The 22,478-nt window shown below is 72.9% G+C and carries 23 protein-coding genes; 14 read left to right on the top strand and 9 right to left on the bottom strand.

Going from position 1 to position 22,478, the window contains the following annotated elements; translation table 11 throughout:
* Positions 1-15 precede the first annotated feature (15 nt).
* Together BU204_RS19795 and BU204_RS19790 are read left to right on the top strand one after the other, a co-directional pair.
* Positions 16-933 carry a MurR/RpiR family transcriptional regulator gene (locus BU204_RS19795; RefSeq protein WP_075127201.1) on the top strand — a complete coding sequence of 306 codons (918 nt, stop codon included), beginning with the start codon at positions 16-18 and terminating at the stop codon, positions 931-933.
* A 19-nt stretch (positions 934-952) separates the two neighbouring features.
* Positions 953-1,879, top strand: a complete 927-nt coding sequence (locus tag BU204_RS19790; RefSeq protein WP_075127200.1) for an N-acetylmuramic acid 6-phosphate etherase — start codon at positions 953-955, stop codon at positions 1,877-1,879.
* 142 nt (positions 1,880-2,021) lie between these two features.
* Here the strand turns inward: BU204_RS19790 and BU204_RS19785 are convergent, their stop codons facing one another.
* Positions 2,022-2,765, bottom strand: coding sequence for an oxidoreductase (locus BU204_RS19785; RefSeq protein WP_075127199.1), 744 nt, complete (start codon positions 2,763-2,765; stop codon positions 2,022-2,024).
* A gap of 142 nt (positions 2,766-2,907) precedes the next feature.
* On the opposite strand from BU204_RS19785, the gene acs reads away from it, so the two are divergent.
* The 6 genes from acs (at position 2,908) to BU204_RS19755 (ending at position 9,902) form a co-directional block, all read left to right on the top strand.
* Positions 2,908-4,896 (top strand): acetate--CoA ligase, encoded by a 1,989-nt coding sequence (gene acs, locus BU204_RS19780; protein WP_075127198.1) that lies wholly within the window; start codon positions 2,908-2,910, stop codon positions 4,894-4,896.
* Positions 4,897-4,906: 10 nt separating this feature from the next.
* On the top strand, positions 4,907-5,614 hold the full coding sequence (locus BU204_RS19775) for a VIT1/CCC1 transporter family protein (protein WP_075127197.1): 708 nt from the start codon (positions 4,907-4,909) through the stop codon (positions 5,612-5,614).
* 55 nt (positions 5,615-5,669) lie between these two features.
* Positions 5,670-6,863, top strand: a complete 1,194-nt coding sequence (nhaA, locus tag BU204_RS19770; RefSeq protein ID WP_075127196.1) for a Na+/H+ antiporter NhaA — start codon at positions 5,670-5,672, stop codon at positions 6,861-6,863.
* A gap of 41 nt (positions 6,864-6,904) precedes the next feature.
* Positions 6,905-7,420: a phage holin family protein gene (locus tag BU204_RS19765; RefSeq protein ID WP_075127195.1), complete on the top strand. Its 516-nt coding sequence runs from the start codon at positions 6,905-6,907 to the stop codon at positions 7,418-7,420.
* 27 nt (positions 7,421-7,447) lie between these two features.
* Complete coding sequence (locus BU204_RS19760; protein WP_075127194.1) at positions 7,448-8,389, top strand: alpha/beta fold hydrolase; 942 nt, start codon at positions 7,448-7,450, stop codon at positions 8,387-8,389.
* A 103-nt stretch (positions 8,390-8,492) separates the two neighbouring features.
* A complete protein-coding gene (locus BU204_RS19755; protein WP_075127193.1) occupies positions 8,493-9,902 on the top strand; it encodes an alpha/beta hydrolase in 1,410 nt (469 codons plus the stop codon).
* A gap of 41 nt (positions 9,903-9,943) precedes the next feature.
* On the opposite strand, the gene BU204_RS19750 is transcribed toward BU204_RS19755, so the two are convergent.
* Genes BU204_RS19750 through nth form a run of 4 tightly spaced genes read right to left on the bottom strand, consistent with a single transcriptional unit; the run spans position 9,944 to position 13,164 of the window.
* Positions 9,944-11,128, bottom strand: coding sequence for a MarP family serine protease (locus BU204_RS19750; RefSeq protein WP_075127192.1), 1,185 nt, complete (start codon positions 11,126-11,128; stop codon positions 9,944-9,946).
* Positions 11,125-11,817: an NUDIX hydrolase gene (locus tag BU204_RS19745; protein WP_075127191.1), complete on the bottom strand. Its 693-nt coding sequence runs from the start codon at positions 11,815-11,817 to the stop codon at positions 11,125-11,127. The genes BU204_RS19750 and BU204_RS19745 overlap by 4 nt, the downstream gene beginning before the upstream one ends.
* 31 nt (positions 11,818-11,848) lie before the next feature.
* Positions 11,849-12,448, bottom strand: coding sequence for a TlpA family protein disulfide reductase (locus BU204_RS19740; protein ID WP_075127190.1), 600 nt, complete (start codon positions 12,446-12,448; stop codon positions 11,849-11,851).
* Entirely contained in the window at positions 12,445-13,164 is a 720-nt protein-coding gene (gene nth, locus BU204_RS19735; protein WP_083661449.1) for an endonuclease III, read from the bottom strand. Before nth ends, BU204_RS19740 begins: the two co-directional genes overlap by 4 nt.
* Before the next feature lie 221 nt (positions 13,165-13,385).
* On the opposite strand from nth, the gene BU204_RS19730 reads away from it, so the two are divergent.
* The 4 genes from BU204_RS19730 to dnaN all read left to right on the top strand — a co-directional run bounded on the left by BU204_RS19730 (position 13,386) and on the right by dnaN (position 17,181).
* Positions 13,386-13,661, top strand: a complete 276-nt coding sequence (locus tag BU204_RS19730; protein ID WP_075127189.1) for a hypothetical protein — start codon at positions 13,386-13,388, stop codon at positions 13,659-13,661.
* Between the two features lie 159 nt (positions 13,662-13,820).
* Complete coding sequence (locus BU204_RS19725; RefSeq protein WP_075127188.1) at positions 13,821-14,495, top strand: Crp/Fnr family transcriptional regulator; 675 nt, start codon at positions 13,821-13,823, stop codon at positions 14,493-14,495.
* Positions 14,496-14,777: 282 nt separating this feature from the next.
* Positions 14,778-16,016, top strand: coding sequence for an MFS transporter (locus tag BU204_RS19720; RefSeq protein ID WP_083661448.1), 1,239 nt, complete (start codon positions 14,778-14,780; stop codon positions 16,014-16,016).
* 46 nt (positions 16,017-16,062) lie between these two features.
* Positions 16,063-17,181, top strand: coding sequence for a DNA polymerase III subunit beta (gene dnaN, locus BU204_RS19715; RefSeq protein ID WP_075127187.1), 1,119 nt, complete (start codon positions 16,063-16,065; stop codon positions 17,179-17,181).
* 318 nt (positions 17,182-17,499) lie between these two features.
* Here dnaN and BU204_RS19710 read toward each other — a convergent pair whose 3' ends face one another.
* On the bottom strand, positions 17,500-18,357 hold the full coding sequence (locus tag BU204_RS19710; RefSeq protein WP_075127186.1) for an LLM class flavin-dependent oxidoreductase: 858 nt from the start codon (positions 18,355-18,357) through the stop codon (positions 17,500-17,502).
* Between the two features lie 105 nt (positions 18,358-18,462).
* On the opposite strand from BU204_RS19710, the gene BU204_RS19705 reads away from it, so the two are divergent.
* Positions 18,463-19,035 carry a TetR/AcrR family transcriptional regulator gene (locus tag BU204_RS19705; protein ID WP_075127185.1) on the top strand — a complete coding sequence of 191 codons (573 nt, stop codon included), beginning with the start codon at positions 18,463-18,465 and terminating at the stop codon, positions 19,033-19,035.
* Here BU204_RS19705 and BU204_RS19700 read toward each other — a convergent pair.
* Together BU204_RS19700 and BU204_RS19695 are read right to left on the bottom strand one after the other, a co-directional pair.
* On the bottom strand, positions 19,015-19,812 hold the full coding sequence (locus BU204_RS19700; RefSeq protein ID WP_075127184.1) for an MBL fold metallo-hydrolase: 798 nt from the start codon (positions 19,810-19,812) through the stop codon (positions 19,015-19,017). The genes BU204_RS19705 and BU204_RS19700 overlap by 21 nt on opposite strands.
* On the bottom strand, positions 19,809-20,657 hold the full coding sequence (locus BU204_RS19695) for an NUDIX hydrolase (RefSeq protein WP_233160421.1): 849 nt from the start codon (positions 20,655-20,657) through the stop codon (positions 19,809-19,811). Before BU204_RS19695 ends, BU204_RS19700 begins: the two co-directional genes overlap by 4 nt.
* A gap of 57 nt (positions 20,658-20,714) precedes the next feature.
* On the opposite strand from BU204_RS19695, the gene BU204_RS19690 reads away from it, so the two are divergent.
* Entirely contained in the window at positions 20,715-21,617 is a 903-nt protein-coding gene (locus BU204_RS19690; RefSeq protein WP_075127182.1) for a Gfo/Idh/MocA family protein, read from the top strand.
* A gap of 14 nt (positions 21,618-21,631) precedes the next feature.
* Here BU204_RS19690 and BU204_RS19685 read toward each other — a convergent pair whose 3' ends face one another.
* Positions 21,632-22,183: a hypothetical protein gene (locus BU204_RS19685; protein ID WP_075127181.1), complete on the bottom strand. Its 552-nt coding sequence runs from the start codon at positions 22,181-22,183 to the stop codon at positions 21,632-21,634.
* Between the last annotated feature and the right edge of the window lie 295 nt (positions 22,184-22,478).

Below are 22,478 nucleotides of genomic sequence, written 5' to 3'. Positions count from 1 at the left end.
GTGATCGCGAGTGTCATGCCCACACAACACACTGAGTCAAGTCCTCTGGTCCGAATCCGGTCATTGCTGCCCGGTTTGGCCCGCGCGGAGCAGCGCGTGGCCAAGGTGGTCCTGGACAGCCCCTCGACCGTCGCCCGCCGGAGCATCACCGAAGTCGCCGAGGCGGCCGGCACCAGCGAGACCACGGTCACCCGGTTCTGCAAGGCCATCGGCGTGGGCGGCTACCCCGAGCTGCGCATCGCGCTCGCCGCCGACACCGCCCGCTCCGAGGCACGCGCCGAGCGCGACCTCGGCGGGGAGATCGGCCCGGACGACGACCTCGCCAGCGTGGTCGGCAAGGTGACCTTCGCCGACGCGCGGGCGGTCGAGGAGACCTCCTCCCAGCTCGACATCGCGGTGCTGGAGAAGGTCGTCGACGCGGTCGCGGGAGCCGGGCGTGTCGACGTCTACGGGGTCGGTGCGAGCGCGTTCGTCGCCGCCGACCTCCAGCAGAAGCTGCACCGGATCGGCAGGGTGAGCTTCGCCTGGAGCGACACCCACATCATGCTGACCTCCGCCGCCGTGCTCGGCAAGGGCGACGTCGCGTTCGCGATCTCGCACACCGGCGCGACCGTGGACACCGTCGAGGCACTACGCGAGGCACGTCGGGCCGGGGCGACCACCGTCGCCCTGACGAACTTCCCGACCGCGCCGATCAGCGAGGTCGCCGACCTCGTGCTCACCACCGCCGCTCGGGAGACCACCTTCCGCTCTGGCGCGATGGCGAGCCGTATCGCCCAGCTCACGGTCATCGACTGCCTGTTCATCGGCGTGGCGCAGCGCCACCTGACGGAGTCGATGAAGGCGCTGGACGAGACCCGGGACGCGGTGGGCAGCCACCGGCTGGAGACCCGCCACGACGGTCGCCGCAAGGCGCGGGAGACCGGTAAATGATCCTGGGGGAGGCAGCAACATGACCGTTCCACGGCAGGCTGTGCACGTGGACTCGCCGACCGAGCGGCGGAACCCGCGCACCACCGACCTGGACCAGCTGTCCACCCTGGACGTACTGCGGGCGATCAACGCCGAGGACCGGCTGGTGCCGGACGCGGTGGCGGCGACGCTGCCGGCGCTGGCCACCGCGGTCGACTGGGCCGCGGAGGCGCTGCGGACCGGGCACCGCGTCCACTACGTCGGTGCCGGGACCTCCGGCCGGATGGCGACGCTGGACGCGGCCGAGCTCGCGCCGACCTACAACGCGCCGCCCGAGTGGTTCGTCGTGCACCACGCCGGCGGCATGCGGGCGTTCGAGAGCGCGGTCGAGGACGCCGAGGACGACGAGGAGGCCGGCGCCGCCGAGTTGCGGGCCACGGCCGCCCCCGGCGACTTCGTGCTCGGCCTGACCGCCTCCGGCCGGACGCCGTTCGTACTCGGCGCGCTGCGGGCCGCCGGCGCGCTCGGCGCCCGTACCGGGCTCGTGTTCAGCAACCCGCACGCCACCCGGCTGATGGACATCGACGTGCTGATCGAGGTCGACACCGGCCCCGAGGTCGTCGCCGGATCCACCAGGATGAAGGCCGGGACGGCGCAGAAGATCGTGCTGACCTCCTTCTCGACGGCGGTCATGGTCAAGCTCGGCCGGACCTACTCGAACCTCATGGTGAGCATGCGGGCGACCAACGCGAAGCTGCGTGGCCGGACGCTGCGCATCCTGCGTGAGGCGACCGGCCTGGACCTGCACGAGTGCTCGCTGGCGCTGGACGAGGCCCAGGGGGACCTCAAGGTCGCCCTGGTCCACCTGCTGTCGGGCGTGGACGCCAAGCAGGCGGCGGCGGCCCTGGCCGGGACGGGTGGGCACGTACGGGAGGCCCTGCACACGCTCGGCGCGGCGGCGGTCTGACGGGTGGGGGGACGCGGGCCGAGACGCTAGGGAATCTCGGCCCGCCCCTGTGGGATCCCACCACACAGCGAGGAAGGGGACTCGCACCACCAGCATGTGCCAACAAGCACGAGGTGGCCTGGACCCCCGCTGAAGGCGCAGGTCAGCGCGAGTCCGACAGGGCGGAGTCGGCGATCCCGATGGCTTCGGCGGCGCCGGCCTCCACCGCCTCGCAGCACAGCAGGATCCACTCGGAGAGGCCCTCGTCGCTGCCGGTGCGGAACGCGGCCGCGGCCGCGGCGTAGCGCTGCGCCCGGCGGAAGAAGAACACCTCGGGAACGATCAGGCCCTTCGGGTCGAGGCCGGTGCCGATCGTGGTCAGCCGGGCAGCGGCGCGGGCGACCACGCCGTCCGCGGTGCCGAACGGGGACAGCGCGAGCAGCTCACCGTGCACCACGGCCACGAGCACCGCCCCCGGGACCGAAGTACCGCCCGCCACGAGGTCGCCGAGCAGCTCCAACCGGCGGGCGACGGCGCGGGCGGGGCGGGGCCGGCCGAGCGCGTCGTCGTCGTCGACCAGGTCGGCGGCGGCCAGCACGTGCAGCTTGGCGAGCGCCTGCATGGGCGCGCGCTGCCAGGTCGGCAGCATCGGCCCGATCGACTCGGCGATGCGCAGGGCACCGGCCAGGCGCGGCTCGGTCACCTCCCCGGTCATCGGAATGTCCGCGTCGGCGCCGTCGAGGGCGGCTGAGGCCCTGGCCGCCCGCACCGAGGCCTCCGCGGCCGTGGCGGGCCAGCCCCGGCGGTTGGCCTGGTGGCCGTGCACCTGGTCCACCGCCTCTCGGGCGGCGGCCACCGCGTCCAGCACACCGGGCAGTTCCAGCAGCGGCGCCAGTGGGTCCCTCACGAGGCGCGACCCTACCGGGTACCACGCCTTCGTGGGGAAGCTCCTCGTATGGTCTGGACCTCTTTCGACGCTGTTCCCGGCGGCGATCTCGCACTACGGTCGGGGGCAACAAGCCCCACATGGGTCGAGGAGGATCCGCATCATGACCGAGCAGCCCGGCCAGGGCCAGACGCTGGACAACCTGCTCACCGAGAGCAGGACGTTCCCGCCGAGCGCGGAGTTCGCCGAGCAGGCGAACGCCACCGCCGAGATGTACGACCAGGCGGCCGCCGACCGGGAGGCGTTCTGGGCCGAGCAGGCCGGTTCCCTGCACTGGGAGACCCAGTGGGACCAGATCCTCGACTGGTCGAACGCGCCGTTCGCGAAGTGGTTCGTCGGCGGCCGGCTCAACGTCGCCTACAACTGCGTCGACCGGCACGTCGAGGCCGGCAACGGCGACCGGGTGGCGATCCACTGGGAGGGTGAGCCGGGTGACGGCCGCACGATCACCTACGCCGAGCTGCGGCGCGAGGTGGCGAAGACGGCCAACGCGCTGTCCTCGCTCGGGCTGCGGGCGGGCGATCGGGTCGCGATCTACCTGCCGATGCTCCCCGAGGCGATCTTCTCGATGCTCGCCTGCGCTCGGCTCGGGCTGACCCACAGCGTGGTGTTCGGCGGCTTCTCCGCCGAGGCGCTGCGCTCCCGGATCGACGACGCGCAGGCCAAGCTCGTGATCACCGCCGACGGCCAGTACCGGCGCGGCAAGCCCGCACCGCTCAAGGCCGCGGTCGACGAGGCGGTGGCACGCACCCCCACGATCGAGAAGGTCCTGGTCGTGCGCCGCACCGGGATCGACGTCGAGTGGACCGAGGGGCGCGACCTGTGGTGGCACGATCTCGTGGACGGCCAGTCCGAGACCCACGAGCCGGAGGCGTTCGACTCCGAGCACCCGCTGTTCATCCTCTACACCTCGGGCACGACCGGGCGCCCCAAGGGGATCCTGCACACCACGGGCGGCTACCTGACCCAGACCGCCTACACCCACCGCAACGTCTTCGACCTCAAGCCGGAGTCGGACGTGTACTGGTGCACGGCCGACATCGGCTGGGTGACCGGGCACAGCTACATCGTCTACGGGCCGCTGGCCAACGGGGCGACCCAGGTGGTCTACGAGGGCACGCCGAACACGCCGCACGAGGGCCGGCACTGGGAGATCGTGCAGAAGTACGGCGTCACGATCTACTACACCGCGCCGACGCTGATCCGCACGTTCATGAAGTGGGGCAAGGAGATCCCGGCGAAGTACGACCTGTCCTCGCTGCGCGTGCTCGGGTCGGTCGGCGAGCCGATCAACCCCGAGGCCTGGATCTGGTACCGGGAGAACATCGGCGCGAACCGGACCCCGGTCGTGGACACCTGGTGGCAGACCGAGACCGGGGCGATCATGATCTCGCCGCTGCCCGGCGTGACCGCGGCCAAGCCCGGCTCGGCCCAGAAGGCGTTGCCCGGCATCTCCGCCAAGGTGGTGGACGACCAGGGCAGCGAGGTCGGCAAGGGCGGCGGCGGGTACCTCGTGCTCGACCGGCCGTGGCCGTCGATGCTGCGCGGCATCTGGGGCGACGACGAGCGGTTCCGCGACACCTACTGGTCGCGCTTCGCCGACAAGGGCTACTACTTCGCCGGCGACGGCGCGAAGTACGACGCCGACGGCGACATCTGGCTGCTCGGCCGGGTCGACGACGTGATGAACGTGTCCGGCCACCGGATCTCCACGACCGAGGTGGAGTCGGCGCTCGTCTCGCACCCGACGGTCGCCGAGGCCGCCGTGGTGGGCGCTACCGACCCGACGACCGGCCAGGGCATCGTCGCGTTCGTGATCCTGCGCGGCGGGGTCGCGCAGGACGAGGCCAAGGGCGAGGCCGCGATCAAGGCCCTGCGGGACCACGTGGCCAAGGAGATCGGACCGATCGCGAAGCCCAGGCAGATCATGGTGGTGCCGGAGCTGCCCAAGACGCGCTCGGGCAAGATCATGCGCCGGCTGCTGCGCGACGTCGCGGAGAACCGGCAGATCGGCGACGTGACCACGCTCGCCGACTCCTCGGTGATGGACCTCATCTCCTCTGGGATGAAGGGTTCCGGCTCCGACGAGTAACGGCGGGCGGATGAGCGAGCACCCCGGCGAGCACCATCACGGCGGCCTCGGCCAGCGGATGAACTGGTTGCGCGCCGGGGTTCTCGGCGCCAACGACGGGATCATCTCGGTGGCCGGGCTCGTCGTCGGTGTCGCCGGCGCCACCCCGGAGCGGGCCGCGATCCTGATCGCCGGCGTGGCCAGCCTCGTCGCCGGCGCGCTGTCGATGGCGGGTGGGGAGTACGTCTCGGTCAGCACCCAGCGCGACACCGAGCGCGCTGCGCTCCGCCTGGAACGCTACGAGCTCGAGACCATGCCGGAGGCCGAGGAGCGCGAGCTGGCCGGCATCTACGAGGACAAGGGCCTGTCCCCCGGCCTCGCCACCAAGGTCGCCCGCGAACTCACCCAACACGACGCGCTCGAGGCGCACGCCGAGGCCGAGCTGGGGATCGACCCCGATCAGCTCGTCAGCCCGTGGCACGCCGCCTGGGCCTCGTTGGTCGCGTTCACCTGCGGCGGGCTGCTGCCGCTGGTCGCCATCGCTTTTCCGCCGCCCGCCTGGCGGGTGCCGGCCTGCGCGCTCGCGGTGATCGCCGGGCTGGTGCTGACCGGCGCGGTCAGCGCCCGCCTCGGGGGTGCGCCGGCGGGCCGGGCCGTGGTGCGCAACGTCGGCGTCGGCGCGCTGACGATGCTGGTCACCTACCTCGTCGGCGTGCTGTTCGGAGTGAGCACGGGATAGGATTTGCGCGGAGCGCCGGGAAGTCTGGTCGGCACAGTACGACGAAAGGACTTCCGTGTTTCGGCGCCTACCCGCTGTCGGGGACTTCGCCCGCTACCTGCGCACCGAGACCGTGGGCGGGGTGATCCTGCTCGTCGCGGCGGCGCTGGCCCTGCTCGCCGCGAACGGGCCCTGGTCCTCGATCTACGAGGGCCTGCGGGACGCCAGGCTCGGGCCGGCCGCGCTCCACCTCGACCTGACCGTCGGCGAGTGGGCCAAGGACGGGCTGCTCGCGCTGTTCTTCTTCGTCGCCGGACTGGAGCTCAAGCGCGAACTCGTGATCGGCGAGCTGTCCCGGTTCCGCGACGCGGTGCTGCCGGTGATCGCGGCGGTCGGGGGCATGCTGGTACCGGCCGCGCTGGCGCTCGCCGTCGGCTGGGGCGACCCCCGCATCGGCTCGGCCTGGTCCATCCCCGTCGCCACCGACATCGCGTTCGCGCTCGGAGTGCTCGCGCTCACCGGGTCCGGGCTGCCCAGCAGCGCCCGGGTGTTCCTGCTGAGCCTGGCCGTCGTCGACGACCTCGGGGCGATCCTGCTGATCGCGACCGTGTTCACCACCGGTTTCGACCTGCTCGCCGCCGCCGCAGCGGTCGCGCTGCTGGCGCTCTACTGGTTCCTCCAACGCCGGCGCCTGCGCACGGCGTGGCTGTACGTGCCGATCGCCGTCGGCACCTGGGCCGCCGTCCACGCCACCGGGGCGCACGCGACGATCGCCGGGGTCGCGCTCGCACTGCTGACCCGGGTTCGCAGTGACCCAGGCGAGGACGAGTCGCCCTGCCTGCGGCTCGAGCACCGGCTCCAGCCGTGGTCGGCCGGGGTCGCGGTGCCCGTGTTCGCGTTCTTCGCCTCCGGCGTCCCGATCGGCGCGGACACCTTCGGCCGCCTCACCACCGACCGGATGGCGCTCGCCGTGATCGTCGGGCTGGTGGTGGGCAAGCTCGTCGGCATCCTGGGGTTCTCCCTGTTGGCCGTGCGGCTGGGCGTGGCACGGATGCCGGCCGGGTTGGGCAAACGGGACCTGACGGCGGTGGCCGTGCTCGGCGGTGTCGGGTTCACCGTGAGCCTGCTGATCGCCGACCTCGCGCTGGACGGCGAGGACGTGGAGCTGGCCACGAGCGCGGTCCTGGTCGCCTCGACGCTGGCCGCGCTGCTGGCCGCGGTCCTGCTGGTCCGCCGCAGCCGTGCCCACGAGGCGGCCGATGACACGTGAACGGCCCGCCCGGCCAGCCTCTTTGATCCGCACATGGCACGATGGCGCACGTGACCAGTGCGCACGAGAACACCAATGGCCTGCCGCGGGTCCCGTCGATCCCGCTTGCGGACGAGACGGCCGGCGCGGGCGAGCAGTCGATCGGGAACTTGGTCAAGGACGCGACGACCCACCTCTCGACCTTGGTCAGAGCCGAGGTCGAGCTGGCCAAGTCGGAGGTCGGCCGTGAGATCAAGAAAGGTCTCAAGGGCAGCGTCTGGTTCATCCTCGCGCTCGTCGTGCTGGCCTACAGCTCGTTCTTCTTTTTCTTCTTCGCCGCGGAGCTGCTGGACAACTGGCTGCCGCGCTGGGCGGCCTTCCTGGTCGTGTTCGGCGTGATGCTGCTGGCCGCCGGACTCGCCGCGTTCATGGGCTACCGCAAGGTCAGGGCGATCCGCGCACCGCGGCGCACGATCGACACGGTCAAGGACACCGCGGCCGTGCTGCGCAACCGGGGCGAGAACGGCCACGACAGCGTGGCGGTCCCGGTCGCGGGCGAGCCGGTTCGCCGCGCCTGATCGGCCGACCCGCTGAGCATCACGACCGTGCGTCCCACCCCGGAGCCGTCCACGGTGCGCATCGACGGACCGTGGCAGCACCGGGACGTGCACGCGAACGGCATCCGGCTGCACGTCGCCGAGGCCGGTGAGGGGCCGCTGGTCCTGCTGCTGCACGGGTTCGGCGAGTTCTGGTGGACCTGGCGACACCAGCTGACCGCGCTCGCCGGCGCGGGTTTCCGGGCCGTCGCGGTCGACCTGCGCGGGTACGGCGACTCGGACAAGCCCCCGCGCGGCTACGACGCCTGGACGTTGGCCGGCGACGTCGGTGGGCTGGTGAAGGCACTGGGGGAGCCACGGGCCCACCTCGTCGGACACGGCTGGGGCGGGATGCTCGCCTGGACGGTGGCCGCCATCCACCCCCGGCTGGTCTCCTCGGTCGGCTCCGTGTCGGCAGCGCACCCGCTCGCACTGCGCCGGGAAATCCGCCGGACCGCGTTGCGCCGCAAGGCCAACAACCAGGCCAGGGCGCTCGGGCACGTGTTCCGGGCCCAGCTGCCGCTGGCTCCCGAGCGTTGGCTGACCCGCGACGGCGCGGCCACCGTCGAGGCGCTGCTCCGCAGCTGGTCGGCTCCTGAATGGACTGTCCAACCGGGATTCGACGACGTCGTCGCCCGCTACCGGTCGGCGATGCTGGTACGCGGAGTGGCGCACAGCGCGCTGGAGTACTACCGCTGGGCGTTGCGCGCGCAGCTGCGCGGCGAGGGCAGGCGGTTCGCCGAGGCCATGCAGCGGAAGATCACCGTGCCGGTGCTGCAGCTCGCCGGTGCCGCGGATCCGTGCATCCTGCCCGGCACGGTGCGTGCCTCCGCCGCCTGGGCGCACGGCGAGGTGCTGACGCGAATGCTGGACGGAGTCGGGCACTTCCCGCACCAGGAGGCACCGGCTGCCGCCAACCGGGCACTCGCGAGCTTTCTTTCGTCGTTCTGATCTCCGGGGCGGGGTCAGGGTCTTCCCGGAACCGGGAGCCGATCTGCGCGCCAATACTCAACTTCCGGGAGATCCATGAGGGGGACGACCGGGAGGACGAGGAATGAGACTACTGCGCACGACAGCCCTGCTCACCGCGGCGGCGGTGGGGGCGACGCTGGCCGCCGCCACGACCGCCGCCGCCGCACCGGGCGTGAGCTGGGGACCCTGCCCGGACGACCCCGAGGACACCGAGGTGCGGTGTGCCTCGCTCACGGTGCCGCTGGACTGGGCGAACCCGTCCGGGGACACGATCGAGATCGCCCTGGCCCGTCGGGCCGGAACCAACCCGATCGGCACGCTGTTCTTCCTGCCCGGCGGCCCGGGCGACTCCGGTGTCAACCGGCTGCTGCGTGGCGACCCGGTGCCGTCCGAGATCGCCGACAGGTTCGACGTGGTGAGCTTCGACCCGCGCGGGACCAACCGGAGCAACCCGGTTGTCTGCGACGCCGACCTCGTGCGCACCATGCCGGACGCGAACCCCGAGGCCGGAGCCACGCTGGCCGACGTGCGTGACTACGCCCGAGCACTCGGCGCCAGCTGCCGGGAGCACACGGGCGCTCTGGTCGACCATGTCGACAGCGCCAGCGTCGCCCGGGACGTCGACGCCGTCCGCACGGCACTCGGCGAGCGCAGGCTGAGCCTCTACGGGCGCTCCTACGGCACCCTCGCCGGCCAGATGTACGCCGAGCTGTTCCCGAACCGGGTTCGCGCGCTGGCCCTGGACAGCGTGTTCGACCACAGCCTGACGCCCACCCGGTTCCTGGAGACCGAGGCGGCGACCGGCGAGGACTCCTTCCGGGAGTTCGCCGAGTGGTGCGCGGAGACCGCGGAGTGCGCGCTGCACGGGGAGGATGTCGCGGCGGTCTACGACGGTCTCTACGGCAAGGCCGTCGCCGGCGTGCTGACCGACCCCACGAACCCGGCGCGGCTGGTCGGCCCGATGGAGCTGGTCCAGCAGACGGTCAACTACTTCTACGGCCCCCGCTGGCCGGAGGCCGCTGCCTACCTCGACTCGCTCGCCAGGGGCTCGGCGCGATCGGCTCCGAAAGCGGCCGAGGAGGTCGCGCCGTTCCCGGTGGCGGCGTTCTGCGCGGACCATCGGGTGTCGATCCGCTCTGAGCGGGAATGGCTCGCCCTGTGGCAGAAGCAGAAGCGGATGGCGCCGACCCTGCGCACGCACTTCGCCTGGCTTCCGGTCTCGATGTGCTCCGCCTGGCCGGCGGCCACGCCGAACCCGCAGCACCGCCCGAACATCGACGTCCCGGTGCTGGTGCTGAACTCGCTGCACGACCCGGCCACCGGGTACGAGTGGGCGCGCAACGTCACCCGGCAGATCGACCGGGCCCGGCTGCTGACCTACGAGGGCTGGGGCCACGGGGTGATCGACCGAACCGAGTGCACCAGGGCGGTCGGGGCGGCCTACCTGGTCGACCTTCGCCTGCCGGCCCGCGGCGCGCGCTGCCCGGCCTGACCGTTGTCCCTGACGGCGTCTGCCCATCCGGGCGGGCGCCGTCAGGCCGCGCAGGATCCGGTGGCGACCGCCCGGGAGAGCCCGGGCGCCGCGGACAGCTCGTCCTCGACCTCACGGGCGGTGAGGGCGAAGCCGGTCTCGGACTCGTCGACCGCCGCCCCGAAGATCACACCGATCACCTGGCCGCGGGTGTCCACCAGCGGTCCGCCCGAGTTGCCGCTGCGGACCAGCGCACGCAGCGTGAACACCTCGCGGTTGACCGTGCTGGAGTCGTAGATGTCCGGGCCGGTCAGGTTGATCAGGTCGCGCACCCTGGCCGGGGAGGCCGTGTACGGGCCGTCGAGCGGGTAGCCGAGGACGATCCCGTCCTGCCCGGACTGCGCGGCCTCCGCGGCGAACGGCAGCGGCGCCGCCGTCAGGCCCGGTACCGCGAGAACCGCGACGTCGGTACTCGGGTCGTAGTGCACGACCCTGGCGTCCAGCGGGCCATCGTCGGTCTCCACGCTCACCTGGTTCGTACCGGCGACCACGTGGGCGTTGGTCATCATCCGCTCCGGCGAGATCACGAAGCCGGTGCCCTCGAGGGCACGCGAGCAGGACGGCGCCTTCGCGTGGATCTTGAGGACGCTCGACCGCACCCGCTGCACGACCTCGCTGCCCTGCAGCGCGGGGTCCGGCGGGGCGACCTCCTTGCTCGGCGTGCGGTCGAACGGGTCGACCGCGGCCGGGAAGCCGGAGACGTCGAGCAGCTTGCGCAGCTCGTTGGGGAGGTCCTGGGCGGCGGAGGGCATCACGTTGTTCACGCCGCCGAGCACGGTCGAGCCGCGGATGGCGGCGGCCAAGCCGGGCAGACCCCCCACGGTGACCAGCGGCAACGCGATCAGCCAGGCCACGACGAAGACCACGGCGCCCTGCACGATCGCGCCCAGCGCGTTGTCCACACCGGCGAGCTTCGGCGACTTGATCTTCTGGCGGATGCTGCGGCCGAGCCACACGCCCAGCGTCTCGCCGAGCGCGACCAGCAGCACGAACACCGCGACGGCGAACGCGACCCTGGTCGGCGTCGACTCGATGTACTGCACGACCAGCGGCGCGATCTTGATGCCGGCGATGGCCCCGAGCAACACCCCGATGAACGCCGGCAGCGCGGTGATCACGCCCTGCCGCGCCCCGGACACCGCGGCCACCACCGCGAGCCCGATCACGAGCACGTCGACCCAGTTCACCCGTCAACCTCCCCGCCCACCGAGCCAACTGAACGCCACGCGGTGTCAAGATCCCGTATGTCCGTAGCGTCCCACGGGCGAGCGAACCCCCCGAGGTCGAGCACGAGGTTGAGCACGCCTGCGGTGAACCCCCACACCAACATGCCCGGCAACGCGAACGCGGGGCCGAGGAACCCCGAGGGGTGTCGCAGGTTGAACCGGTTGGCCGGGTCGGCGAGCTCGGCGAGCGGAGCCCTCGCCACGGCCGCCGACTCGGCCGGGTCGACCGCCCACACCTTGCTCGGCCGCTCCCAGTGCGCAACGACCGGCGTCACGTGGAAACCGGAGACCGGGATGTGCAGCCGGGGCAGCAACGCGACCGGACGTACGCCGGCCGGGTCGAGCCCAGTCTCCTCCACCGCCTCCCGTAACGCGGTGTCCACGGGGCCGACGTCGCCCGGCTCGGCCGAGCCGCCGGGGAAGGCGACCTGCCCGGAGTGGGCGCCGTTGCCGCTGGCCCGGAGCTGGAGCAGCACGTCCGGGCCGCGAGTGGCGTGTTCGCCCAGCAGCACCAGCACGGCCGCGTCCCGGCCGTTCTCACCGGGCGCGGACAGACGCCGGAACGTGGCGGGGTCGAGGTCGGCCGTCGCCGCGACCAGCGGGCGCAGCCACTCCGGGAGCTCGAGGGGGTCGACCAGCGGCCCGGACACTAGTCGGTCTCCCCGAAGTCGAACCTGGGTTTCATCGCTGCTCGACCGCCTGCCTGATCTCCGCCACCGAGCGGAACAGGCGCGGGTTCTCCACCAGCCGCACCTCGCCGTCCTCGTCGACGACGTAGCTCGCCGGTAGGCCCGGGGGCAGTCGCAGGGCCTTGGCGGCGGCACCGCGCTCGTCGAGCACGGCCGGCAGCCGCACGTCCAGGGCGTCGAGAAGCTCCAGCGCGTCGACCGCCTTGCTCTGCACGGCGAGCCCCACCACGGGGACGGCGCCGGGCTCGGCGGCGTACTCGGCCAGCAGCGGCAGCTCCTCCCTGCACGGCGCACACCAGGTGGCCCACACGTTCACCAGCAGCGGCCGGGCGGCGAGGGCAGCGGCGAGATCCACCGGGGAGCCATCGGCCAGGCACTGCACCTCGACCTCGGACATCGAGCCCAGCGCCGGCGGCGGGTCAGCGGCGGGACACGGCTCGAGTGCCGCAGCGGCCCGGGCGGCGTCCAGGTCGGCGCTCACCTCCCCCGGCACCGGGTCGGCCGGCGGGTCCTCGTCCCGCGGCCAGATCGCGACGATGGCGGCGATCACCAGGACCAGCCCGGCGAGCGACCACCGCGCCGCGCTGGTCACGTCGCGCCGCCCCGACCGGGCTTGTAGCCACCCCGGACCCGCTCGGCGAGGTCCAGCAGGTGCTCGGCCTCCTCGCCCTTGACCAGCTTCGCGGCCGTCTCGAACTCCGTGGGCCCGGTGCCGAAGGACGGGCAGTCCGCGGCGAGCACGCAGGCCCCGCAGGCCGGCTTGCGGGCGTGGCAGACGCGGCGGCCGTGGAAGATCACCCAGTGGGAGAGCATGGTCCAGTCCTTGCGCGGGATCAGCGCGCCGACCGCGTGCTCGACCTTGACCGGGTCTTCCTCGGCCGTCCACTCGAAGCGGCGGACCAGGCGCCCGAAGTGGGTGTCGACCGTGATTCCGGGGATGCCGAAGGCGTTGCCGAGCACGACGTTGGCCGTCTTGCGCCCGATGCCCGGCAGCGTCACGAGATCCTCGAGCCGGTTGGGTACCTCGCCGCCGAACCGCTCGACCAGGGCCGTGCCCAGGCCGATCAGCGAGGTGGTCTTGTTGCGGTAGAAGCCGGTCGGGCGGATCAGCTCCTCCAGCTCGGTCCGGTCCGCACCGGCGTAGTCGGCGGCGGTGCGGTAGCGGCGGAACAGCGCGGGCGTGGTCAGGTTGACCCGGACGTCGGTGCTCTGCGCGGACAGGATGGTCGCGACCGTCAGCTCGAGCGGGTTGGTGAAGTCCAGTTCGCAGTGCGCGCCGGGGAACGCCTCGGCCAGCGTCCGGGTCATCCGCCGGGCGCGGCGGACCAGCGCGGTGCTCGGCGCGGGCGCGGTTTCGGCCGAGCCGCCTCGGGGTAGTTGTCGGGTGGCTGGTGGCACCCCGCTAGCCTACGGGCCTTCGAACAACCTCAACCGTGCCCTGGACGTCCACCCAGCAGACCCCGCACGACACGCCGGCCGGACCAGATCGTCCACGCCGACTGTCCCGATGTGAGCGAGGATCCGAGACCATGGCTGTCTGGTTCGTGTTCGCGGTGCCCATCGTGGTGATGTTCTTCGCGCTGTTCATGGAGCGCGTGGAGAGCCGGCTGCGGCACGTCGCCGTCCAGGAGGACGAGGTCGAGGAGCTGCTGGAGAACGCGCGGCCGGACGAGGTCCGCGCGCTGTACGGGCACGGGATCGGGCGGGCGCTCGAACTGTTCCGGCTGCGCCGGGGGCGGGGCAAGGCCCGCGCTCGCAAGGTGATGCGCCAGCCCACCGTCCGCATCCAGCGGCCAGGCTCCTGACCCGGCGGGCGGTCCGACACACCGCCTCGCCATACCGCTAGTACGCCCTACGAGGTGATCCACCGCACACGCCCTACACTTCCCCTAGTGATCAGGGGCGCCGTAGCCCTGGATCGAGGGCCGGCCGCGCCGACCCGTGTCTGATTGGGAGGGACGAAGGTGGACGAGACCCTGGCTAGGGCCGGCATCTTCCAGGGCGTCGAGCCGGCGGCCGCCGAGGCACTCGCCCAGACGCTGGAGACCGTCGAGTTTCCGCGGGGGCACGTGATCTTCGCCGAGGGCGAGCCCGGCGACCGCCTCTACATCATCCAGTCGGGCAAGGTGAAACTCGGTCGCAAGTCGCCGGACGGCCGGGAGAACCTGCTGGGCATCATGGGACCGGCGGACATGTTCGGCGAGCTGTCGATCTTCGACCCGGGCCCCCGCACGTCGACGGCGACCACGGTCACCGAGGTCGTCGCGCGCACGATGGACCGCCCGGCGCTGCGCCAGTGGATCGCCACCCGCCCGGAGATCGCCGAGCAGTTGCTGAGGGTCGTGGCCCGTAGGCTGCGCCGGACCAACGGGATGCTGGCGGACCTGATCTTCACCGACGTGCCCGGCCGCGTCGCCAAGGCGCTGCTGCAGTTCGCGCAGCGCTTCGGCAGCCAGGAGGCCGGCCTGCTGCGGGTCATGCACGACCTGACCCAGGAGGAGATCGCCCAGTACGTCGGCGCCTCCCGGGAGACGGTGAACAAGGCGCTGGCCGACTTCGCCCACCGCGGCTGGCTGCGGCTCGAGGGCAAGAGCGTGCTGATCCTCGACCCGGAGCGGCTGGCCCGCCGGGCCCGCTAGGACACGTCCGCACACAGGAAGAGCCGGACGCCGCCCCCGACGCGGCGCACCGGCTCTTCGCTGCGCGTGAGCCATCCCCCGACGGCTCACGCTTCCCCACCCTCCGGTTGTCAGGCCCCGACCCATGCATCCGGAGGGAGTGCGGTTGGTCTTGTCGCTAGGAAGACTCGTGGATTACCCATCCGTTGTGCGACTTTCCCGATTTTCCCGGTTACGTTACCGAAACGAGACAATTTCTCAAACAACTGGTACGCGCGTACCAATGCCTGCATACTGGTACGCGTGTCCCACTCCGCGCGCCTCTCGGACTACCGTGCCGCGCTGACCGCGCCCGGCGCCGGTTGGCCGGTGATCGCGTCACTGCTGGCCAGGATGCCGATCGCGATGATCGGTCTCTCCCTGCTGCTCTACGTCCAGCGGGAGACCGGCTCGTTCGCCGTCGCCGGCGCGATGTCCGCGGGCACGCTCGTCGGCGTCGCGGTGGGCGCGGTGATCCAGGGCCGGGTGATGGACCGGCTGGGCCCCACCCGTCCGCTGCTGGTCACCGTGGCGTTGTTCGTGGTCACGGTGACGGTCGCGGTGCTCGCGGTCGAGCACCGGCAGCCGGCCGTGGTGCTCGTCGTGCTCGGCGCGGCGGTGGGCCTGACCGAACCGATGGTGGGCGCCGCCTCCCGGGCGTTGTGGGTGCACCTCGTACCGGCCGGCCCCATCCGGCATGCGGCCTACGCCTACGAGGCGATCAGCCTGGAGGTCTTCTTCATCCTGGGGCCGGCGCTGGCCGGCGTCCTCGTCGCCGCGCCGTGGGCCGGCACGGGTGTCGTGCTCGCCGCGGTGTGCATGGTGCTCGGCAGCACCGGCTTCGCGCTCACCCGAGCGGTGCGCGCCGTGGGGCCGACCAGGGCGGCGACCGACGCACTCCTCGGCGCACTCGCCTACCCCGGAATGCGCACCGTCGCGCTCGCCGCGCTGGGCTTCGGCGTCACGGTCGGATTCGTCGAGGTCGCGGTGCCCGCGGCCGCCACCAATGCGGGTCACGCCCCGCTCGGCGGGCTGATGCTGGCGCTGTGGTCGCTGACCTCGGTCGCGTTCGGCCTGTTCTACGCCACCCGCCCGTGGCCTCGGCCGATGCACCTGCGGCTGCCCGCGTTGCTCGCGATGTTCGCGTTGCTGGTCGCGCCGCTGGCGATCCCCACCAGCCTGCTCGGGCTCTCGCTCGCGCTGCTGGTGGCCGGTATCTGGATCACGCCGCAGTCCACCATGCACTCGACCGCGATCGAGCTGGTGACCCCGAGCGGAGCGGCGACCGAGGCGTTCGGCTGGGTGGTGACCGCCGTCACGCTCGGACTCGCCATCGGCCACTCCACCAGCGGTTACCTGGTGGACCACGTGGGGGTCCCGGCCTCGTTCCTCGTCGGGAGCGGCGCGGGCCTGCTGATCGCGTTCGTGGTGTGGCTGCGCCGGGGCACGGTGGCCGAACAGCCGGTCGACGAGGCCGCTCGGTTACCGGTTCCCGCCCGCTGATCTGGCCTCGGCGGTCTTTGTCGGTGCCCCGGTCTAGCGTGACGCCATGGACCTCGACCTGACCGTCACGACGGCCGACCTCGCCGCCGCCGCGTCGGCGCTCGTCCGGCTCGTGCCGGGCAAGCTGATCGACCCGGTGCTGTCCGGAGTGCTGCTCACCGCCGACGGGGACGGGGTGACGCTCGCCGCCACCGACCGGGAGCGGGCCGGACGGGTGGAGCGGGCGGCGGTCGTGCACACCGAGGGGCGCGTGCTGGTGCCGGCCAAGCCGCTGGCCGACACCCTGCGGGCACTCGAGCTCGAGCAGGTGCGGATGGTGGTGGAGGGGTCGAAGCTCGCCATCCGGGCCCCGGGCGCGCGGTTCGCGCTGCCACTGCTCGATGTCGACGCGCATCCCGGTGTCGCGCCGCCGCCCCCGGCGGTCGGCACCGTGGACGGCGCGGCGTTCGCCACGGCGCTCACGACCGTCGCGTCGGCGGCCTCCCGGGACGACGCGCTGCCGATGTTCACCGGGGTTCGGATCCGGGCCGAGGGCGACCGGCTGGTGCTGGTGGCGACCGACCGGTACCAGATGGCGGTGGCCAGGCTGCCCTGGCAACCGACCGGGCTGCCGGTCGACGCGCTGGTGCCGGCAGCACTGCTCGCGGAGATCGCGAAACAGGTCGACCCGACCGGCCCGGTGGCGCTGCATGCCGACCGCGACCGGTTCGCGCTGGTCTGGCGGCGCGGCGGGGGCACCAGCCACGCGGCCACCTCCGTGTTGGACGGCAGCTTCCTGCACGAGTCGAAGGTGGCCCTGTCGGACGTGGACACCCGGGTCGAGGTGGACGCCGACGCAATGGCCGGCGCGGTGCGGCGGGTCGGCCTCTACACCGACGCTCGCGGGGTCCTGCTGCTCGAGGTGGGCGACGGCGAGATCCGCCTGCGCGGGGCCGACCAGCGGGCCGGGGAGGCGGAGGAGTCGGTCAAGGCGGACGTGAGCGGTGGCCGTACTCCCCAGGCCTACCAGTCCCGTTTCCTGACCGACGCCCTCCGCCCGTTCCTGGGCGGCCGGGTCCGGCTCGAGATCCAGCCCGGCATGCGGGCGACGACCTTCCGCGCCGCCGAGCCCGGCGAGACCGACCTCCGTTACGTGGTGATGCCTATGCTGCCGCCGAAACACTGACAGTCGAGCCGGCCGGCACAGGCCTACCGGCCGGCTCGACTGAGAACGGACCTCCGGCTGCCCTCAGATGACGCGAGCCGATCGACTGGGGGTTGATCGACTGTCACGCCTCGCCGGAAGCCGTCCTCGACCGGTGCGTCGCGGTCGGGTTCACGGTATGGACTGGGGGACCACGTTGTCTTCGTGAGAATGCGTGAAACGTGAGCGCGAGTTCGCCTCGAGTTGCGCGTCCGCACGAGGCGGTCGGGTCGCCGGCCTGCGAGGCGCTGGCACCTGCGCGCCGCACCCGCCGCTACCTGGTCCGGCCACCGCGAGGGCTCAGGCGGTGACCAGCTCGTCGGCGACCCACCGGGCGACGCCCTCGGGGAAGGGCGCCGGCAGCCCGAGGACGATGTGTCCGAAGCCCGCGTCGACCGCCTCGCCGATCGCCTTCCGGGTGGTGCCGGGCTGGTCGTAGGCGACCGGCAGGTGGATCGAGCGAGTGATCGTGGCGGGGTCGCGACCGATCTCGGCGCAGTAGCGGTCCAGCAGCGCGCTGCGGCGGACGAGGTCGTCGATATCGCCACCGCCGGGGATGTTCCACAGGTCGGCGTGCTCGGCGACCACGCACAGCGTCGGGGACGAACGCCCACCGATCATGATCGGCGGGTGCGGCCGCTGGACGGGCTTGGGGTTGCCGAACGCTCCGGTGAGCTGGACGTAGCTGCCGTCGAAGTCGAACGGTTCGTCCTCGGTCCACAGCCGCCGGATCACCGTGCACGCCTCGGCGAGGCTCCCCACCGCGTGGGCCGGGTCGTGGAAGGGCAGGCCGTGCGCGTCGTACTCGCGACGGGCCAGGGGGTGGCTCGGGCGCGAGCCGACGCCGATGCCGAAGTCGAGCCGCCCGCCGGACACGACGTCGACAGTGGCCGCGATCTTGGCGAGCACGGCCGGCGGCCGGAAGCGGTTGCTGGTCACCAGCACGCCGAGGCGCAGCCGTCGGGTCTGGGCGGCGAGCGCCGAGAGCAGCGTCCAGCCCTCGTAGGCCGGTCCGGTGGGGTCGCCGCCGATCGGCAGGAGGTGGTCGAACAACCAGGCGTGCTCGATCTCCGGGATGGCGTCGGCCTCGCGCCAGACCCGGAGGATGTCCTGGTAGTCGACCTGCATGGGAGCGGTCATGATCCCGAAACGTGGCATCGGCGATCGGTCCTTTCGAGCCTGGCATCATGCGTATACGGAACCTCGTTCCGCAAACTCTACCGGAACATTGTTCCGCTTTGGGTCTCGAGTAGGAGCGACTGCATGGCAGAGGACGCCCCGCGCAGGCGGGCCGACGCCCAGCGCAACGAGAAGGCGCTGCTCGACGCGGCGGCCGCGGCGTTCGTCGCGGCGGGCGTCGAGGCGCCCGTACGGGAGATCGCGGCCAGGGCCGGTGTCGGCGTGGGCACGGTCTACCGCCACTTCCCCACCCGAGCGGACCTGGTCGTCGCCGTCTACCGGCACCAGGTCGAGGCGTGCGTCGAGGCAGGGCCGAGGTGCCTGGCCGAGGCGCCGACGCCCTACGGCGCGCTCACGCGGTGGATCGACCTGTTCGTCGACCTCCTGGTGACAAAGCACGGGCTCGCCGCCGCGCTCCGTTCGGACAGCACGCAGTTCGACGCCCTGCACTCGTACTTCCTCGACCGGCTCCTGCCGGTGGCCGCGCGGCTGCTCGAGGCCGCGGCCGACTCCGGGGAGGTCCGCTCGGACCTGGAGGCCTACGAGGTCATGCGGGGTGTCGGGAACCTCTGCATCGGCGCCGACAACGACCCCCGCTACGACGCCCGCAGGGTGGTCGGGGTGCTCGTCGCGGGGCTACGAGCCGGCGCGTCCTGAGCCGTCGGCCGAGCGGAGGTACTCGAGCTGGGCGTTGACCGACCACTCCGCCGCCCCCCACAGCGCACGATCGACGTCCGCGTAGACGATCTCCACCACCTGCCGCGCGGTGGCGTTCGGGCCCAGCCGGTCCAGTGCGCCACGCACCTGGTCCAGCCGTTGCTCCCGGTGGGCGAGGTACTCCCCCGCCACCGCGGCCACGTCCGGCAGCTCCTGGCCGTGTCCGGGCAGCACGGGTGTCCCCGGTGGCAGGGCGGCCAGGCGGCGGAGCGTGCCCAGGTACGGGCCGAGCGCGGAGATGACCGTCGTGCCGCGGCCCAGGATCGAGTCGCCGGTGAGCACGGCGGGGGTGTCCGGGTCGAGCACCAGGCAGACCGAGTCGTCGGTGTGGCCGGGGGTGTGCAGGACCCGCAGCGCCAGGCCCGCCGCCTCGACCAGCTCGTCGTCGGTCAGCGGTGGCGCCTCGACGCAGAGACTCGGGTCGAACGCGCGCACCGGGGCGCCGACGCGCTCGGCCAACCACGGCGCGCCCTGCGCGTGGTCGGGGTGGTGGTGGGTGATCAGGATCAGCTCGACAGGGCCCGCGTCGGCGATGCGGCGCAGGTGGTCGAGGTCCTCGTACCCGGGGTCGACGACGACCGCCGCCGACGCGGTCGGACCGCGCAGCAGCCAGGTGTTCGTGCCGTCGAGGGTCATGGAGCCCGGGTTGTCCTCGAGGAGCACCGACGCCACCGGGGTGACCTGCCGGACCTCGCCGTAGGCGGGATGCCCCGTCACGACCGCTCCTCCGGGTCGAGGTGGGCCGCTGCCTCGTCGTAGGACGGGTCGCCGGGGAGGACGATCCGCAGCACGTTCCCGTCGCGCACGACGCGGGGCATCAGCTTCGCGATCCGGCGCTCGCGGGACATGGCGTCGGCCACCGAGGCGCACTCGGCCAGCTCGGTGAGCGTCGTCCAGGTCGGTGGGAGCAGGCCGACCCGCCCGGCCCGCCACTCCTCCAGGGCCTCGGCCGGTCGCTGCCAGCGCGCCTCGGCCGCCTCGGTCGTCGCGCCGTCCGCCCGCTGGCCGGTCGGCAACGCGGCGAGGAAGAACCGCGCGTCGAACCGCCGGCGCTCCTCCACCGGCGTCACCCAGTCCGCCCACGGCCGCAGCAGGTCGGCCCGCAACACGAGTCCGGCCTCGGCGAGGAAGCCGGCCAGGGAGAGCTCGCGGTCCACCAGCCGGGTACGCGCCTGCGCGTAGGGCCGTGCGTCGGAGACGACAGTGTCCTGCGAGGGCCCGGCGAGCAGCACCCCGGACTCCTCGAACGTCTCGCGCACGGCCGCGCACACCAGTGCCCGTGCGAGCCCGACATCGCAGGAGAAGCGGGACGCCCACCACTCCGGCGGGGGTCCGTGCCAGGCGAGCGAGGTGTCCGCGTCGCGCGGGTCGACCCCGCCGCCGGGGAACACGGTCATGCCGCCGGCGAACGCCATGCCGAGCACCCGGCGCATGAGGAAGACCTCGAGCCCGGAGTCGGTGTCGCGGACGAGCATGACCGTCGCGGCGTCCTTGGGCGTCACGGGCGGGTCCGGAACCTCCGGAGGAACGAACCCCTCCGGCAGGACCAGCTCCCTCGGCAACTCGCGCACACGGCAGAGCCTACGCAGCCCTCGGGGTCGGCCGGGCAGGATGAGGTCATGAACGACACACCGCTGCGGGTGGGACTGGTCGGCGCCGGCCCGTGGGCACACCGGGTGCACGGCCCGGGCACCGCCGCACATCCGGGCACCGAACTGGCCGCCGTCTGGGCCCGCCGCCCCGAGGCCGCGGCGTCCGTCGCGGCCGCCAGCGGCGGCCGCGCGACGCCCGTAGCCTCCTTCGACGACCTGCTGGCGACCGTGGACGCGGTGACCTTCGCGGTGCCGCCCGCGGTGCAGGCGCCGCTCGCGCTGCGTGCCGTCGAGGCCGGCAAGCACGTGATCCTGGAGAAGCCGCTCGCCTCCTCGGTCGCGGAGGCCGAGCAGCTGGTCGCGGCCGCCGAGCGGGCGCGGGTGGCCACGCTGATGGTCCTGACGTTCCGCTACGGCGCGGACGTGACGGACTGGCTGGCGCGGGTGCACCGGACCGGCGGCTGGCACGGCGGCTCCGCGCGCTGGCTCGCCGCGACGCTGCTGGAGACCGGGTACGAGGCGTCGCCGTGGCGGCACGACGGCGGGGCGCTGGCGGACATCGGCCCGCACACGTTCGACCTGCTCGACGCCGCGCTGGGCACGATCACCGACGTGCTGCACGCGCACTTCGCGGAGCAGGGGCAGGTGTGGCACGTCCTGCTCGGACACGAGAGCGGCGCGACGAGCACCGCGACAATGACCATGCACACACCGGCGGACCCGCAGATCACGGACTTCGCCGTGTTCGGCGCCCAGGGCTACCTGCACCTGGACGCGGGCGGCGACGCCGGGCCCCGGTACGCCGCGCTGCTCGACGAGTTCGTCGGGATGGTGCGCACGGGCCGGACCGAACACCCGACCGACATCCGGCGCGGGCTGCACCTGCAGCGCCTGCTGCACGCGGTCACCGCCCGGATCGCCGAGCGGTGACCGCGTGAGAGGTGTCAGGCGGACCCGGCGGAGTCCCGGCGCGGCGGGACGCCGTTCACCGCCATCGGACCCGACTGGTCGAACGGCGTGCCCGGCTTGCCGTGCCGGCCCGAGCGCCAGGGCCCGGCCTTCTCCTGCTTCTCCCGGCGGGCCAGCTCGTCCTGCAGCTCGCGGAGGAGGTTGCGCTCCTGGGTGTTGAGCATCTCGTCGACGAACCGCTGGGCGTGCGAGTCCCGGCTCTCCCGACCCGTGTCCTCCGGCTGGTCGGCCGGGGGCGGCGGGGTCGCGGGCACCAGCCGGGGACGACCCGGGCGGCGGCGCGGCGAGGGTGCCGTGTTCGTCGGGTTCTCGACGCTGAGCGCGGACGGGGGCTGGGCTGGCCGCTCCTCGGCGTCCTCGACCTCGCGCTCCTGCTCGAAGACCGACCTGATCGACTCGACCGGCCGGATCCTCGAGGAGGACCGACGAAGCTCGGTCGGCCCGGGCCGCTCGGACGGCGGCGGCGGAACGGGCGGCACGGCGTCGAGCCGCGGCACGTCGGCCGCGGCCGGCGCCGGCCGGGGCATGGGCGAAGGCCGAGGAGCCGGGCTGGGCGCGACAACCGGTTCGGCCGGCGCCACGGCGGCCGGTGCCTCAGGCTGAGCGGACTCGACGGGGTCGGTGGCCGACGCCGTATCAGCGGGTACCGGGCGGGCAGCCGCGACCGGCTCGATGAGCGATGTGGACTCACCCACCGAGACGCCATCCCGAGCCGAACCGATGTTCGCGACCGGCTCAGCCACCGACGCCGGCTCGTCCGCCGACGTACCGGCCCGAACCGAACCAACAGCCGCAGCCGGCTCACTCACGGACGCGGGCTCA

It is taken from the genome of Actinophytocola xanthii (assembly GCF_001921205.1).
Classification (GTDB): Bacteria; Actinomycetota; Actinomycetes; order Mycobacteriales; family Pseudonocardiaceae; genus Actinophytocola; species Actinophytocola xanthii.
Note: the sequence above shows the minus strand (reverse complement) of the source record. Positions and strands in the feature narration are given on the sequence as shown.

Excerpts from the sequence above, each read along its gene's own strand:
- nth (WP_083661449.1), bottom strand. The coding sequence starts at position 13,164 with ATGACCCGGACGCTGGCCGAGGCGTTCCCCGGCGCGCACTGCGAACTG.
- BU204_RS19690 (WP_075127182.1), top strand. The coding sequence starts at position 20,715 with ATGAACGACACACCGCTGCGGGTGGGACTGGTCGGCGCCGGCCCGTGG.
- BU204_RS19730 (WP_075127189.1), top strand. The coding sequence starts at position 13,386 with ATGGCTGTCTGGTTCGTGTTCGCGGTGCCCATCGTGGTGATGTTCTTC.
- BU204_RS19790 (WP_075127200.1), top strand. The coding sequence starts at position 953 with ATGACCGTTCCACGGCAGGCTGTGCACGTGGACTCGCCGACCGAGCGG.
- BU204_RS19775 (WP_075127197.1), top strand. The coding sequence starts at position 4,907 with ATGAGCGAGCACCCCGGCGAGCACCATCACGGCGGCCTCGGCCAGCGG.
- acs (WP_075127198.1), top strand. The coding sequence starts at position 2,908 with ATGACCGAGCAGCCCGGCCAGGGCCAGACGCTGGACAACCTGCTCACC.
- BU204_RS19685 (WP_075127181.1), bottom strand. The coding sequence starts at position 22,183 with ATGCCCCGGCCGGCGCCGGCCGCGGCCGACGTGCCGCGGCTCGACGCC.
- BU204_RS19755 (WP_075127193.1), top strand. The coding sequence starts at position 8,493 with ATGAGACTACTGCGCACGACAGCCCTGCTCACCGCGGCGGCGGTGGGG.
- BU204_RS19795 (WP_075127201.1), top strand. The coding sequence starts at position 16 with ATGCCCACACAACACACTGAGTCAAGTCCTCTGGTCCGAATCCGGTCA.
- BU204_RS19705 (WP_075127185.1), top strand. The coding sequence starts at position 18,463 with ATGGCAGAGGACGCCCCGCGCAGGCGGGCCGACGCCCAGCGCAACGAG.
- BU204_RS19765 (WP_075127195.1), top strand. The coding sequence starts at position 6,905 with ATGGCGCACGTGACCAGTGCGCACGAGAACACCAATGGCCTGCCGCGG.
- BU204_RS19710 (WP_075127186.1), bottom strand. The coding sequence starts at position 18,357 with ATGCCACGTTTCGGGATCATGACCGCTCCCATGCAGGTCGACTACCAG.
- dnaN (WP_075127187.1), top strand. The coding sequence starts at position 16,063 with ATGGACCTCGACCTGACCGTCACGACGGCCGACCTCGCCGCCGCCGCG.